Origin of the sequence: Pseudomonas asiatica, assembly GCF_040214835.1 — a bacterium.
Lineage (GTDB): Bacteria > Pseudomonadota > Gammaproteobacteria > Pseudomonadales > Pseudomonadaceae > Aquipseudomonas > Aquipseudomonas putida_Z.
Genome location: NZ_CP157874.1, coordinates 3,253,691 through 3,267,880, shown reverse-complemented (window position 1 = coordinate 3,267,880; position 14,190 = coordinate 3,253,691). Strand labels below are relative to the sequence as shown.

Below are 14,190 nucleotides of genomic sequence, written 5' to 3'. Positions count from 1 at the left end.
AAAACGGGGCATGCCATCGCTGGCATGCCCCGTTTTTCAAACCGTTAAAGCGCCTCAGGCAACCTTGACGATCCAGCCAGCCGGTGCTTCCACGTCACCGCTCTGGATACCGGTCAGCTCGTTGTAGAGCTTCTGGGTAACCGGGCCGACCTTTTCCAGGTCGTGGAACACGTGCAGCTTGCCGTTGTACTCGATGCCGCCGATCGGGGTGATCACCGCAGCGGTACCGCAGGCGCCGGCTTCGATGAAGCGGTCCAGCTTGTTGATTTCCACATCGCCTTCGATCACTTTCAGGCCCAGGCGCGATTGCGCCAGTTCCATCAGCGACAGGCGGGTGATGCCTGGCAGCACCGAAGCCGATTTCGGGGTGACGAACTCGTTGTTGGCGGTGATGCCGAAGAAGTTGGCCGAACCGACTTCCTCGATCTTGGTGTGGGTCAGCGGGTCGAGGTAGATGGCGTCGGCGAAGTTGGCTTTCTTCGCTTCTGCACCCGGCTGCAGGCTGGCGGCGTAGTTGCCACCGACCTTGGCCGCGCCAGTGCCTTGCGGGGCTGCGCGGTCGAAGCTGGAGATCTGGAAGTTGTGCGGCTTCATGCCGCCCTTGAAGTACGAGCCAACCGGGATGGCGAAGATCGAGAAGATGAACTCGGGGGCGGTGCGCACGCCAATGTTGTCACCGGTGCCGATCACGAACGGACGCAGGTAGAGGGCGCCTTTACCATGCGGTGGCACGAACTTCTCGTTGGCCTTGACCACTTGCTTGCACGCCTCGATGAACACATCGGTCGGCACCTGCGGCATCAGCAGGCGGGCGCAGCTGCGCTGCATGCGGGCGGCGTTCTGGTCCGGGCGGAACAGGTTGATCGAACCGTCCTTGCAACGGTAGGCCTTGAGGCCTTCGAAGCACTGCTGGCCGTAGTGCAGGGCCGTGGAGCCTTCACTGATGTGCAGTACGTTGTCTTCGGTCAGGGTGCCCTTGTCCCACTCGCCATTGCGCCATACGGACAGGTAGCGTTTGTCGGTCTTGATGTAGTCGAAACCCAGCTTGTCCCAATTAATGCTTTCGTTGCTCATGACACCCTCATTGTCTTGCAAGTGCCCGATTGCTCGGGCTGCTGTTATATGCGCACCACGCCACCATAATACATCCGTGGCAGATCGGGAACGGCCAGTCACGAATTGATAGCCTGCAATGCATTCATAGCGGCTTCTACAGGTGCAGGTACTCGTCCAGCGCCAGCTTGTCGAGCAGTACCTGGTCGTGGGACGCCACCACCAGCGCCCCGCGAAACTGCCCGAGCATGTGTTCCAGTGCGGCCAGTGACGGCAGGTCCAGGTGGTTGCCGGGTTCGTCCAGCAGCAACAGGTCGAGCGGCCGTTCGCGGTACAGCACGGCGGCCAGTGCTGCCTTCATCCGCTCACCGCCGCTGAGCAGGCCGCTGGGCAGTTCGATGCGGGCGGCATCCAGGCCCAGTTGCGCCAGGCGGCTGCGCAAGTCGCCCTGGGCCAGTGTCGGGTTTGCCTGACGCAGGTGGTCGAGCACGCTGGTGTGGCCTGGTAGTGCGCTGCAGTGCTGGTCGAGCAGGGCGGTTTCACCACTGAGGCGCAGGCTGTCGGGCGGTGCTGGCAACTCACCGTTCATCAGCCTGAGCAGGGTGGACTTGCCACTGCCATTGGCGCCGACCAGGCCCACCCGCTGGCCCAGGCACAAGCGCAGGTTCAGTGGTTTGCGCGTGCCGCGGGGCAGGTGCAGCGCCTGCAAGGCAAGCACTTCGCGGCCCGGATGGCGCTGCGGCGTGGGTGCATGCAGGGTAATGGCGCTGTCCTGCTCGACTTCGCGAGCGGCGTCACGCACTTTGCCCTGCAGCGCCTGCCGGGCGTCGCGATGGTCGCGGCGCTGCTTGCCCGCAGTGGCCTGGCTGCGCTCCTGCTGGCGGTCGACCAGGATCTTGGCCTGGTTGGCGTGCCTGGCGTTGCGCCCGGCGCGGGCCTGATGACGTTCCAGGTCTTCGCGCTGGCGCTGCAGTTCGCGCGCCTGGCGTTGCTGCTCCTGTTTCAGCCGGGCAAGTTGCTGTTGGGCCTGCGCCGTCTGGCTGGCTTTCTGGGCCGAATAGAAGCTGTAGTTGCCGCCATAGGCCTGCAAGCCCAGGCTGGACAATTCGACGATGCGCGTCATGTGCGCGAGCAGGCTGCGATCATGGCTGATCACCAGCAAGCCCCGGTCCCAGGCTTCGATCATGCTCAGCAGTTGGGCGCGGGCGTTGCTGTCCAGGTGGTTGCTCGGTTCGTCGAGGATCAGGTAGTCCGCTTCGCTGAGCCAGGCGCCGACCAGCGCCACGCGCATGGCCTGGCCACCGCTCAGGCTGCGGGCGGGCTGGTGCCAGTCGAGCTGGCCCAGGCCGTGGCGTTGCAGGTGCCCCTGCAATTGCTCGCGGATATCCCAGCGTTCGCCGACGGTGTCGAAGTCACTGGGTGCGACGCTGCCTTGCTCGATGCGCTCCAGCGCAGCGAGCACCGCGCCCACCTGGGCCAGGTCGGCGACCGTGGCGCTGCGCTCGATCACCTGCTGGTCCAGAAGATGGATGCGCCCAAGGCGCCGACACTGGCCGCTGCTTGGTTCGCGCTGGCCGGCAAGTACTTGCCCGAGCAGGCTCTTGCCCACACCGTTGCGCCCGACCAGGCCGGTGCGGCGTTGGTCGAAGGTTTCGCTGAGGTCGGTAAATAACAGCCTGCCGTCAGGCAAGGCCAAGGAGACGCTGTCCAGCGTCAGGATCGACGTGTTCGTCATGCACAACTCCACAAATGCCGCGACATCTCCGGAGCGAACCGGAGGCTGAAGACTGGCCGTCGAAGGGACGGCGGCATCAATGGCGCATTGGACGAACACCTCGTGACAGGGGAATGCGTAGCCTAACGGATAGAGGCATCGTTGTCGCGGGAAAACAGATTCCGCGAGTGCGCCGCGGCCCCTGTAGGAGTGGCCTTGTGTCGCGATAGGGCTGCGAAGCAGCCCCAGCAATTTGTGCGTCTTTGCTGAAACCCTGGGGCTGCTTCGCAGCCCTATCGCGACACAAGGCCGCTCCTACAAGAGCCAGGACCGCGCATGCCCCTGGATCAGCGCCCCCTCAAGCGCTTGCTCCAGTCGCCCCCGTGGCTCTGCTGGCAGGTCTCTTCACTGTCAAACCGCACATGCCAGGCCGGATGATCCAGCTGAATGCCGGCCTGTTCCAAAGCCAGGCCGGTCAGCGCCAGCATGCGTACCTTCGCGTCGCCCGCCACGGCGGCGGCCTTGTCGGCCTCTCGTTCGAACACCCAGGTAATACGCAGGCTGGCCGGAAAATCCTCGGGAGCCAGACGATGGGTAAGCCAGCTGAAACCGACGATCTCCGCCTTGGCGGTTTCGCAGGCTTCGGTCAGGCAAACCACCAGTTCACGCTCCAGGCGTGCCAAATCGCGCTTGTTCAAGGGTTCCACCGGGGGCCTCGCTGCTCAAAGCCACCACTGTAACGCAGTTGCGCCACTTGTTGTCGGCCAGCCCGACAGCAATGGTTGACCACCTGCCAGCCACTGCGTAGCCTTGCCACTTCGAGGTTCTTCGGCCAGGCCGAAGCTAAGACGGGAACGCGGTACAAGCCGCGGCTGCCCCCGCAACTGTAAGCACCGACAACGGATCGACACAGCCACTGCGCCCGCGCGCGGGAAGGCGTCATCCCGCCAGCCCGCTGCACCAGCGGGTACATGGAACGGTGCGAGCCAGGAGACCTGCCTCGTCACGTTTTCGACTTTCAACCGGGCGGGGTGATCCGGTGGCGAACAAGCCCGGCCGGTCTGGCCCGTGGCTGTCGTCCTGCATGCCCGCGCCAATCTGCCAAGGGCAATGCGACATGAAAACACTGGCCAAGCTCCCCGTCACCATCGTCACCGGCTTCCTCGGCTCGGGCAAGACTACCTTGCTGCGCCACATGCTCGACAACGCCCAGGGCCGCCGCATTGCGGTGATCGTCAACGAGTTCGGCGAACTGGGCATCGACGGCGAAATCCTCAAACAGTGCAGCATCGGTTGCACCGAAGAAGAAGCCACCGGCCGCGTCTACGAGCTGGCCAACGGCTGCCTGTGCTGCACCGTGCAGGAAGAGTTCTTCCCGGTGATGCGCGAGCTGGTGGCACGCCGTGGCGACCTGGACCATATCCTCATCGAAACCAGCGGCCTGGCCCTGCCCAAACCGCTGGTGCAAGCCTTCCAGTGGCCGGAAATCCGCAATGCCTGCACCGTCGACGCGGTGATCACGGTGGTCGACAGCCCGGCCGTGGCCGCCGGCACCTTCGCCGCCTACCCGGACCAGGTCGATGCCCAGCGCAAGCTCGACCCCAACCTGGACCACGAGTCGCCGCTGCACGAACTGTTCGCCGACCAGCTGGCCAGCGCCGACCTGGTGGTGCTGAACAAGGCCGACCTGATCGACGCCGAAGGCCTGGCCAAGGTCCGCGCCGAGGTGGCCGAAGAACTGCCGCCGGCGGTCAAGGTGATCGAGGCCAGCAGCGGCAAGCTGCCGCTGGAGGTGCTGCTGGGCGTGGGCGCCGAGTCCGAGGCGCACATCGATGGCCGCCGTACCCACCACGATTCGCATCATGACGGCGATGACCATGACGATCATGACCACGACGCCTTCGACTCCATCTCCATCGACCTGCCCGAAGCCGACGAAAGCCTGCTGCTCGACGCCCTGACCCAGCTGGTGGTGGAATTCGGCATCCTGCGCGCCAAAGGCTTCGCTGCCATCCCGGGCAAGCCGATGCGCCTGCTGGTACAAGGCGTGGGCACCCGTTTCGACAAGCACTTCGACCGCGCCTGGCGCGCCGACGAGCCGCGCATCACCCGCCTGGTGCTGATCGGCCAGGACCTCGACGCCGCCCAGCTGGAAGCGCGCCTGCGCCAGGCACTGGGCGCCTGACCCATGCACCTGCTGCGGACCCAGCCCGGCGGCTTCGTGCCGGATGACAGCATTGCCGACCTCGGCCAGACGCCCGCCGAGCTGGTGATTCTCTGCAGCGGCGATTCGCACCTGGCATTGCTTGCGGATACCGCCGAGCAATTGCCCGAGGATTACCCCAGCCTGCGCCTGGCCAACCCGATGCAGGTACAGAACCATGCCTCGGTCGACCTGTACGTCGACCAGGTGCTGCGCCATGCCAAGGTCATCCTGGTGTCGCTGCACGGCGGCGTCGGCTACTGGCGCTATGGCGTCGAGCAACTGGTCGAGCTGGCTGGCCGTGGCGTGCAACTGATCCTGGTGCCGGGCGACGACCGCCCGGACCCGGAGCTGACCAGCCTGGGCAGTGTCAGCGGCGAGCAGGCCGAACGCCTCTGGCACTACCTGCGCCAGGGCGGCAAGGCCAATGCCATCAACCTGTTCAACTGCCTGGCCAGCCAGTGGCTGGGCCGCGACTATGCCTGGGACGAGCCGCAGCCTTTGCCGCGCACCGCCGTGTATCACCCGGCCAAGGGCAGCGCCACGCTGGAGGACTGGTACCCGCAGTGGCATCCCGAACAGCCGGTGGCGCCACTGCTGTTCTACCGCTCGCACCTGCAGGCGGCCAACACCGCGTTCATCGATGTGTTCTGTCAGCGCCTGCAGGCCGCCGGGCTCAACCCGTTGCCGATCGCCGTGGCCAGCCTCAAGGAAAGCGCCTGCCTGGAGCAGGTCGAAGCCTGGCTGGACGAGGTGGGTGCCGAAGTGCTGGTCAACACCACCGGCTTTGCCCTGTCCAGCCCCGAACGGCCCAACCTGCGCCCGTTCCGTCGCGACATCCCAGTGCTGCAGGCCATCTGCGCGCAAGACAACCAGCCCGGCTGGGAAGCCAGCGAGCAGGGCCTGGGGGCGCGTGACCTGGCCATGCACATTGCCTTGCCCGAACTGGACGGGCGCATCATCACCCGCCCGGTCAGTTTCAAGGACATGGCCTGGCGCAGCGAGCGCAGCCAGTCCGACGTGGTCTGCTACCGCGCCCACCCCGAGCGCATGGACTTTGTCGCCGAACTGGCCCGCCGCTGGGTCGAACTGGCGCGCCTGCCGAATGCGCAAAAGCGCGTGGCCCTGGTGCTGGCCAACTACCCGACCCGGGATGGTCGCATTGGCAACGGCGTTGGACTGGACACGCCAGCGGCGGCGCTGAACATCCTCAAGGCCCTGCAGGCCGAAGGCTATCCGCTGGCCGACTTGCCGGGCAGTGGCACGCAACTGATCCACCAGTTGCTCGGAGGCGTGACCAACGACCTCGACCATCTGGACCTGCGCCCCTGTGCGCAGAGCCTGAGCCTGGCCGACTACCAGGCCGCCTTCGAGCGCCTGCCCGAGGCCAACCGCCAGGCCGTGCTGGAACGCTGGGGGCCACCGCAGCAGGACCCGATGTACCGCAGTGGCCGGCTGATGGTGGCCGGCCTGCGCTTCGGCTTGACCTTCGTCGGCATCCAGCCGGCACGGGGCTACCAGGTGGACCCCAGCGCGGTGTACCACGACCCGGACCTGGTGCCGCCGCACGGTTACCTGGCGTTTCACTTCTGGCTGCGCCATGCCTTTGCCGCCGACGCGGTGATCCACGTCGGCAAGCACGGCAACCTCGAATGGCTACCCGGCAAGGGCGTCGGGTTGTCGGCGCAGTGCTGGCCGGACGCCTTGCTCGGCCCGCTGCCGAACATCTACCCGTTCATCGTCAACGACCCGGGCGAGGGTGCCCAGGCCAAGCGCCGCACCCAGGCGGTGATCATCGACCACCTGATGCCGCCGCTGACCCGTGCCGAAACCTATGGCCCGTTGCGCCACCTGGAGCAATTGGCCGACGAGTTCTACGAAGCACAGCTGCTCGACCCGCGGCGCGCCCGCGAGTTGCAGCGCGACATTCTCGAACTGGTCAAGGCCAACCACATCGACCGCGAACTGCAACTGGAAGGCCAACTGGACGATGCTGCCGTGTGGCTGCCGCGCCTGGACACCTACCTGTGCGACCTGAAGGAATCGCAGATTCGCGATGGCCTGCATGTGTTCGGCCACTCCCCGGTAGGGCGGCTGCGCCTGGATACCCTGCTGGCGCTGTTGCGGGTCGAGCGTGGCGACGGTCGCGGCGGCAATGCCAGCCTGCTGCGGGCTTTGGCCAAGGCGCTGGTGCCGGGTTTCGACCCGCTCGATTGCGAGCTCGGGCAGCCGTGGCAGGGCGCACGCCCCGAGCAGTTGCAGGCCATGAGCAGCGAACCCTGGCGCACCTGTGGCGATACCCGCGAACGCCTCGAACTGTTGGCGCTGCAGGTAATCGACCAGGCGCTGGGCGGCACCGCACAGTTACCAGCCCATAGCGAATGGCAGCCGGTGCACGATGTGGTGCAGGCGCTGCGCGAAGCGGTGGCACCCAGCCTGGACGCCTGCGGCAGCGCCGAAATGAATGGCCTGCTGGCGGCGCTGGCCGGGCGTTTCGTGCCCGCCGGCCCCAGTGGCGCGCCCAGCCGTGGGCGCCTGGACGTGCTGCCCACCGGCCGCAACTTCTATACCGTGGACGTGCGCAACCTGCCCACCACCACCGCCTGGCGCCTGGGCTTCGCCTCGGCCAACCTGATCCTCGAGCGCCACCTGCAGGACCACGGCGATCACCTGCGCCAACTCGGCCTTTCGGTGTGGGGCACGGCAACCATGCGTACCGGTGGCGACGACATCGCCCAGGCCATGGCGCTGATGGGCGTGCGACCGGTGTGGGCCACCGGCAGCCAGCGGGTCGACGATTTCGAGATCCTGCCGCTCAGCCTGCTCGACCGCCCGCGGGTGGACGTGACCTTGCGCGTTTCCGGCTTTTTCCGTGATGCCTTCGGCAACCTCATCCGCCTGTTCGATGCCGCAGTGCAGGCGGTGGCCGCGCTGGACGAACCCGACGATCTCAACCCACTGGCCGCCCGCGTGCGTAGCGAGCGCGCCGCGCTGCAGGCGCAGGGCGTGGACGCCGAGCAGGCCGCGCGCCAGGCTGGCTGGCGGGTGTTCGGTGCCAAGCCCGGGGCCTACGGCGCCGGGGTGCAGAACGCCATCGACGGGCGCCTGTGGCACAGCCGCGACGACCTGGCCGAGGTCTACCTCAACCACGGCGGCTATGCCTACGGCGCCAGCGACGACGGTACCCCGGCGCGCGCCCAGTTCGCCCAGCGCCTGGCCAAGGTGCAGGCGGTGCTGCAGAACCAGGACAACCACGAACACGACCTGCTCGATTCCAACGACTACTACCAGTTCCAGGGTGGCATGCTGGCGGCGTCGGAAACCTTGTCCGGTGCGGCAGTGGCCAGTTACCACGGCGACCACAGCCAGGCCGACCGGCCGCGCATCCGCACCCTCAAGGAAGAGCTGAACCGGGTCATCCGCGCCCGGGCGCTGAACCCAAAGTGGATCGACGGGGTCAAGCGCCATGGCTACAAAGGCGCCTTCGAGATGGCGGCGACGGTCGACAACCTGTTTGCCTTCGACGCCACCACGCAGTTGATCGACGACCATCATTACCAGGCGCTGGCCGATGCCTACGTGCTCGACCCGGCGACCCGCGACTTCATGCGCGAGCACAACCCCGAGGCCCTGCGCGACCTTACCGAGCGTTTGCTGGAGGCCCAGCAGCGCGGCCTGTGGCAGGCGCCTGGCGACTACCGCGAAGCCCTCGAGGAACAACTGCTCGACGGCGAGGAACAGGCTTGAAATGAGTGAACCCGTGCAATTTCCACTGGCAGCCGTGGTCGGTGCCGACGACCTGAAACTGGCGCTGTGCCTGACCGCGATCGACCCGAAGATCGGCGGCGTGCTGATCGAGGGGCCGCGTGGCATGGCCAAGAGCACCCTGGCCCGTGGCTTGGCCGACCTGCTCGGCGAGGGCCCGTTCGTCACCTTGCCACTGGGCGCCAGCGAAGAACGGTTGGTCGGCACCCTCGACCTGGATGCCGCGCTGGGGCAGGGCAAGGCGCAGTTTTCCCCGGGGGTGCTGGCCCAGGCCGATGGCGGCGTGCTGTATGTCGATGAGGTCAACCTGCTGCCCGATACCCTGGTCGACCTGCTGCTCGATGTGGCGGCCAGTGGCACCAACCGCATCGAGCGCGACGGCATCTCGCACCGGCACAGTGCCCGCTTCGTACTGATCGGCACCATGAACCCGGAGGAGGGCGAACTGCGCCCGCAGTTGCTCGACCGCTTTGGTCTCAACGTGGCCCTGGAAGGCTTGCCCGAGCCTGAAGCGCGCCAGCAGATCATTCGCCGCCGCCTGGCCTTCGACAGCGACCCGCAGGCGTTCTGCACGCAATGGGCCGAGGCCCAGGCGCAATTGCGCGAGCGCTGCCAGGCGGCGCGCCAGGCCCTGGCCGGCATTGCCCTGGACGACCAGGCGCTGGCCTGGATCACCGAACGCTGCTACGCCGCCGGGGTCGACGGCCTGCGCGCCGACCTGGTCTGGCTGCGCGCCGCCCGCGCCCACTGTGCCTGGCGCGGTGGCGAGGCCATCGAAGAGGCCGATGTCGATGCAGTGGCCGAGTTCGCCTTGCGCCATCGCCGCCGCGTTGCGCCCCAGGCCAACCCCCCTGCGGCACCGCAGCAGCCTGAGCAACAACCCGATCGGCAAGGCGCAGGCAACCCTGGCGAACAGGGCGGGCAGGGCGACTGGGGCGCGATGGCGGCGCAGCCAGTGGCCAGCGGCGCCCGCCGCGAGGTGCCGAACTGGGCAAAAAAGCCCTGAGCATCCCCCAGCTACCTGCCAAAGGGGCGGATGCCAAAGCAGGCGCAGGCAAGCAGTACGGTGCCAGCCGAGGCCGGGCGCGCAGTGCCGCGGCCGGTCGGGTGGCCTGGCTGCCGACCCTGCTCAAGGGCCGGCCACGCCAGCGCCAGGACCTGTGCTGGCAGCAACGCCAGGCCAAGCCCGCAGAACTGTGGCTGGTAATCGTCGATGCGTCGGCCTCGACCCGCCGCCACCAGGCGTTGGCACAAACCAAAGGGCTGCTGGCGGCGCTGTTCGATCAGGCCTACCGCCAGCGTGCCCGGCTGGCCCTGCTTACCGCCAGCGGGCGCACGCCGCAGTGGCAGCGCCACGGCCTGAAGGCCTCGGCCGCTTTGCAACCCTGGCTGCAAGCCTTGGGTGCCGGTGGCGGCACGCCGTTGATCGCAGCACTGGAACAGGCTCGGCACTGGTTGCAGGCGCGGCAACGGGCCCACCCTGAAGAAGCATTGCGCTGCCTGGTGTTTACCGACGGTCGCCTGCAGCACTGGAATGCCGTGCAGCCAATGCCGTGTGCCACTTTGCTGGTGGATATGGAACTGGCGCCGGTGCGCCTGGGCCGTGCGCAGCGTCTGGCGCAACAACTTCAGGCTGATTACCAGCACCTGCAACAGTTCAGGTTGGTGGATTGAAAAAGTATCGATGCGACACTATGCCGCAATAAGAAAAGTTGCCAGAACAGCAACCCGGAAGTTGTACAAGTGCGTGGCGGTGCACGCACTTGGTTTGCCGGCCGATATTACTTCGGCATCGACCACGGTTGCAGGTCGTAACCTTTTTCGCACAGTTCGGCGCGCACTTCCTCGATCAGGCTGGCCCACTGGGCCGGGTCGGAGTAGATACGCGAGGACACTTGCTTGCTGCCGATGCGGGTGCTGGTCCGGTCGATCACTGCCAGGCTCAGTTCACCAGTACCGTTGGGTGCATCCCAGGCTACGCACTGGAAAGGTTCGAAGGCGTGGTCGGCAATCAGCAGTGCTTCGTTGACACGGAGCGGGGCATTCATGGTTCGGTCTCTCTATGGTCCCAAACATCCAGGTAAGTCCGCGTTGCTTCAAAGTCGCCTCGGTTATCGCGAAGTGCAGCGCGGGGTTATGTGTACTGATGCTCGTTGTCCGGGGGCGAGTCACACATTGGTTGTAAAAAAATTTGCCAGGTTCGAATCCGTTCTTGCCCATGCCGCCATGTGATGTCGATAAAGTGCGAAAATTCCCGTCACTGATTGTAAAAAAATGATTCGGCAGACAGACGGTACTGGGAACCGTCAACTTCGTTGCTACTGTTAATCGGGCGCCACAACTTACTGTTTTATTTCGCAAAACCGAAAACTGGCGCCAAGGATCGGTCATGCAGCAGCCTGCCGCCCAACGCCGTTTGCTCATCGTCGACCCCTGCGATGACTGCCACCGTTTGTTGCCTGGATTGCGCAGCGCAGGCTGGGATGTGGACAGCTGCATGCTCGGTGCCGCGCTGGATCATCCTTGCGATGTGGGCCTGTTGCGCTTGCAGGCGTCGCACCTCAGGCGCCCGGACGGGGTCAAGGACTTGATCAAGCGCAGCAACACCGAATGGATTGCCGTGCTCAGCGCCGAACAGTTGCGCATGCCGGCCGTCGGCGATTTCGTTTGTGAATGGTTCTTCGACTTCCACACCTTGCCGTTCGACGTTTCCCGCGTGCAGGTTACCTTGGGCCGGGCCTTCGGCATGGCGCGCCTGCGTGGCAAAGAGCTGGCGAGAGTGGATGAAACCAGCCACGAGCTGCTCGGTGACAGCCGCCCGATCCGCGAGTTGCGCAAGCTGCTGGGCAAGCTGGCGCCTACTGAATCGCCGGTGCTGATCCGCGGTGAAAGCGGTACCGGCAAGGAACTGGTGGCCCGCACCCTGCACCGTCAGTCGCAACGCAGCGAGCAGCCGTTCATTGCCATCAACTGCGGGGCGATCCCCGAGCACCTGATCCAGTCGGAACTGTTCGGCCATGAGAAGGGCGCCTTCACCGGTGCTCATCAGCGCAAGGCCGGGCGCATCGAAGCGGCCCATGGTGGCACGTTGTTCCTCGACGAAATTGGCGACCTGCCGCTGGAGTTGCAGGCCAACTTGCTGCGTTTTCTGCAGGAAAAGCACATTGAACGCGTGGGGGGCAGCCAGCCGATCCCGGTGGATGTGCGGGTGCTGGCGGCTACCCACGTGGACCTGGAAAGGGCCATCGAGCAAGGGCGCTTTCGCGAAGACCTGTATTACCGCCTGAACGTGTTGCAGGTAGTGACTGCGCCTTTGCGCGACCGGCATGGCGACCTGTCGATGCTGGCCAGCCATTTTGCCCATTTCTACAGCCTGGAAACCGGGCGTCGACCGCGTTCGTTCAGCGACCATGCGCTGGCGGCCATGGGCCGGCATGACTGGCCGGGCAATGTTCGCGAGTTGGCCAACCGTGTGCGGCGCGGGTTGGTGCTGGCCGAAGGTCGGCAAATCGAGGCGCAGGACCTGGGATTGCAGACCCTTGACCAGATGCAGCAACCGCTGGGTACGCTGGAGGAGTACAAGCACCGGGCCGAGCGCCAGGCGCTGTGCGATGTACTCAGCCGGCACAGTAACAACCTGAGTGTGGCGGCCAAGGTGCTAGGTATATCGCGGCCGACTTTCTATCGGTTGCTGCACAAGCATCAGATTCGCTGAGTAGCAGCGTAAAAGGTCATGCGGTCCCTGTGGGAGCGGGCATGCCCGCGAAGCAGGCGCCGCGGTGGATGGCACCGGCTACGCCGGTGTTCGCGGGTAAACCCGCTCCTACACCGACCGTGCAGGCTTCAAGGTCTTTGATTCAGGCCATTGCCTGTACAGGCATGGCGCCAGCCCCGGGACTTTGCGCGATCCCTGTGGGAGCGGGTTCACCCGCGAAGCAGGCGCCGCGGTGGATGGCACCGGCTATGCCGGTGTTCGCGGGTAAACCCGCTCCCACACTGACCGTGCAGGCTTCAAGGTCCTCTACAGGCATGGCGCCAAGCCTGGGCTCTGCGCGATCCCTGTAGGAGCGGCCTTGTGTCGCGATCGGGCGCGAAGCGGCCGCCAAACCTGCATCCCGTATCTCCAGGACACACGGCAGCGCCTGAATTGCGGCCGCTTCGCGCCCGATCGCGACACAAGGCCGCTCCTACACCGGACAGGCTTCACAATTATTAACAAAGTATCAAATGAGACAAAATCGACTCATTTTGCCTTCGCCAATATCATTCGGGCCGTTTTTCCATCTAAAGCTCGGGTGAATCATGAGCAACTTGCGTGCAATAGGAATGGCCAGCTGCCTGGCGGCAGCAGTCGCGCTGGCCGGTTGCGGCGAAGCGGAAGCGCCGCCGTCTGCGGCCCAAAGCGCCTTTCCGGTGCAGACCGTGACGGTCGCCAGCGAACCCCTGACCCTGGCGGCAACCCTGCCGGGCCGGGTCGAACCCATGCGTGTCGCCGAGGTGCGCGCACGGGTGGCCGGCATCGTCCTGCACAAGCGTTTTGAAGAGGGCGCCGACGTCAAGGCCGGCGATGTGCTGTTCCAGATCGACCCTGCGCCATTCAAGGCCGCGCTGGCACGCGCCGAAGCCGACCTGGCCAAAGCCCGGTCGGTAATGCTCGAAGCCCAGGCGCGGGTGCGCCGCTACGAACCATTGGTGAAAATCGAGGCGGTCAGCCAGCAGGATTTCGACACCGCCAGCGCCGAGCTGCGCAGCGGCCAGGCCGCGGTGCGTTCGGCCCAGGCCGATGTCGAGACCGCGCGCCTGAACCTGGGCTATGCCACGGTCAAGGCGCCGATCTCTGGCCGCATCGGCCGCGCACTGGTCACCGAAGGTGCACTGGTAGGGCAGGGTGACGCCACGCTGATGGCGCGTATCCAGCAGCTCGACCCGATCTACGTCGATTTCACCCAGTCCGCCGCCGATGCCTTGCGCCTGCGCCAGGCACTGAAGGACGGCGCGCTGGCGGCCGGTGACCAGCAGGCCCTGACGGCCCAGGTGGAAGGCACCGACTATGAGCGCCCGGGCGCGCTGATGTTTACCGACGTCGCGGTCGACCGCGGTACCGGCCAGGTCACCCTGCGTGGCCGCTTCGACAACGCCGACGGCATCCTGCTGCCGGGCATGTACGTGCGCGTGCGCACCCCGCAAGGCACCGACAACCAAGCCATCCTCGTCCCGCAGCGCGCCATCCAGCGCGGCAGCGACGGTGAAGCGCGGGTGATGCTGGTGGGCATTGGCGGGGTTGCCGAGACGCGCAGCGTGCGCACCGGTGCCATGCACGGTGCCCGCTGGCAGGTGACCGAGGGCCTGCGCCCAGGTGACCAGGTGATCGTTGGCAGCCCTGCCGGCCTGGCCCCGGGCATGCCGGTGGCACCGGCCCCGGCGCAACAAGCCGCGGCGCGTTGAGGCGAGGGTT

At 66.0% G+C, this 14,190-nt stretch carries 10 protein-coding genes and 1 riboswitch; of the genes, 6 read left to right on the top strand and 4 right to left on the bottom strand.

Annotated elements, in window-relative coordinates; translation table 11 throughout:
• Positions 1-54: 54 nt before the first annotated feature.
• The 3 genes from ABNP31_RS14600 to ABNP31_RS14590 form a co-directional block, all read right to left on the bottom strand.
• Positions 55-1,074 (bottom strand): branched-chain amino acid aminotransferase, encoded by a 1,020-nt coding sequence (locus ABNP31_RS14600; protein ID WP_085665581.1) that lies wholly within the window; start codon positions 1,072-1,074, stop codon positions 55-57.
• Between the two features lie 136 nt (positions 1,075-1,210).
• On the bottom strand, positions 1,211-2,788 hold the full coding sequence (locus tag ABNP31_RS14595) for an ATP-binding cassette domain-containing protein (protein ID WP_350012435.1): 1,578 nt from the start codon (positions 2,786-2,788) through the stop codon (positions 1,211-1,213).
• Positions 2,789-3,114: 326 nt separating this feature from the next.
• A complete protein-coding gene (locus ABNP31_RS14590) occupies positions 3,115-3,474 on the bottom strand; it encodes a hypothetical protein (protein WP_238066428.1) in 360 nt (119 codons plus the stop codon).
• Between the two features lie 97 nt (positions 3,475-3,571).
• Positions 3,572-3,784: riboswitch (cobalamin riboswitch) on the top strand.
• A gap of 100 nt (positions 3,785-3,884) precedes the next feature.
• Here ABNP31_RS14590 and cobW point away from each other — a divergent pair.
• From cobW to ABNP31_RS14570, 4 genes are all read left to right on the top strand, one after another.
• Positions 3,885-4,952: a cobalamin biosynthesis protein CobW gene (gene cobW / locus ABNP31_RS14585; protein ID WP_085602303.1), complete on the top strand. Its 1,068-nt coding sequence runs from the start codon at positions 3,885-3,887 to the stop codon at positions 4,950-4,952.
• A gap of 3 nt (positions 4,953-4,955) precedes the next feature.
• The gene (cobN, locus tag ABNP31_RS14580; RefSeq protein WP_350012434.1) at positions 4,956-8,717 is read left to right on the top strand and encodes a cobaltochelatase subunit CobN; all 3,762 of its coding nucleotides are present in this window, start codon (positions 4,956-4,958) and stop codon (positions 8,715-8,717) included.
• 1 nt (position 8,718) lies between these two features.
• Positions 8,719-9,741: an ATP-binding protein gene (locus ABNP31_RS14575; RefSeq protein ID WP_085665576.1), complete on the top strand. Its 1,023-nt coding sequence runs from the start codon at positions 8,719-8,721 to the stop codon at positions 9,739-9,741.
• Positions 9,742-9,842: 101 nt separating this feature from the next.
• Positions 9,843-10,409, top strand: a complete 567-nt coding sequence (locus ABNP31_RS14570; protein ID WP_085665575.1) for a vWA domain-containing protein — start codon at positions 9,843-9,845, stop codon at positions 10,407-10,409.
• A 107-nt stretch (positions 10,410-10,516) separates the two neighbouring features.
• Here the strand turns inward: ABNP31_RS14570 and ABNP31_RS14565 are convergent, their stop codons facing one another.
• Positions 10,517-10,783 (bottom strand): hypothetical protein, encoded by a 267-nt coding sequence (locus ABNP31_RS14565; protein WP_013972506.1) that lies wholly within the window; start codon positions 10,781-10,783, stop codon positions 10,517-10,519.
• Positions 10,784-11,124: 341 nt separating this feature from the next.
• On the opposite strand from ABNP31_RS14565, the gene ABNP31_RS14560 reads away from it, so the two are divergent.
• Together ABNP31_RS14560 and ABNP31_RS14555 are read left to right on the top strand one after the other, a co-directional pair.
• Positions 11,125-12,450 carry a sigma-54 dependent transcriptional regulator gene (locus tag ABNP31_RS14560; protein ID WP_350012433.1) on the top strand — a complete coding sequence of 442 codons (1,326 nt, stop codon included), beginning with the start codon at positions 11,125-11,127 and terminating at the stop codon, positions 12,448-12,450.
• Between the two features lie 587 nt (positions 12,451-13,037).
• Positions 13,038-14,180, top strand: a complete 1,143-nt coding sequence (locus tag ABNP31_RS14555) for a MexC family multidrug efflux RND transporter periplasmic adaptor subunit (protein WP_350012432.1) — start codon at positions 13,038-13,040, stop codon at positions 14,178-14,180.
• Positions 14,181-14,190 lie beyond the last annotated feature (10 nt).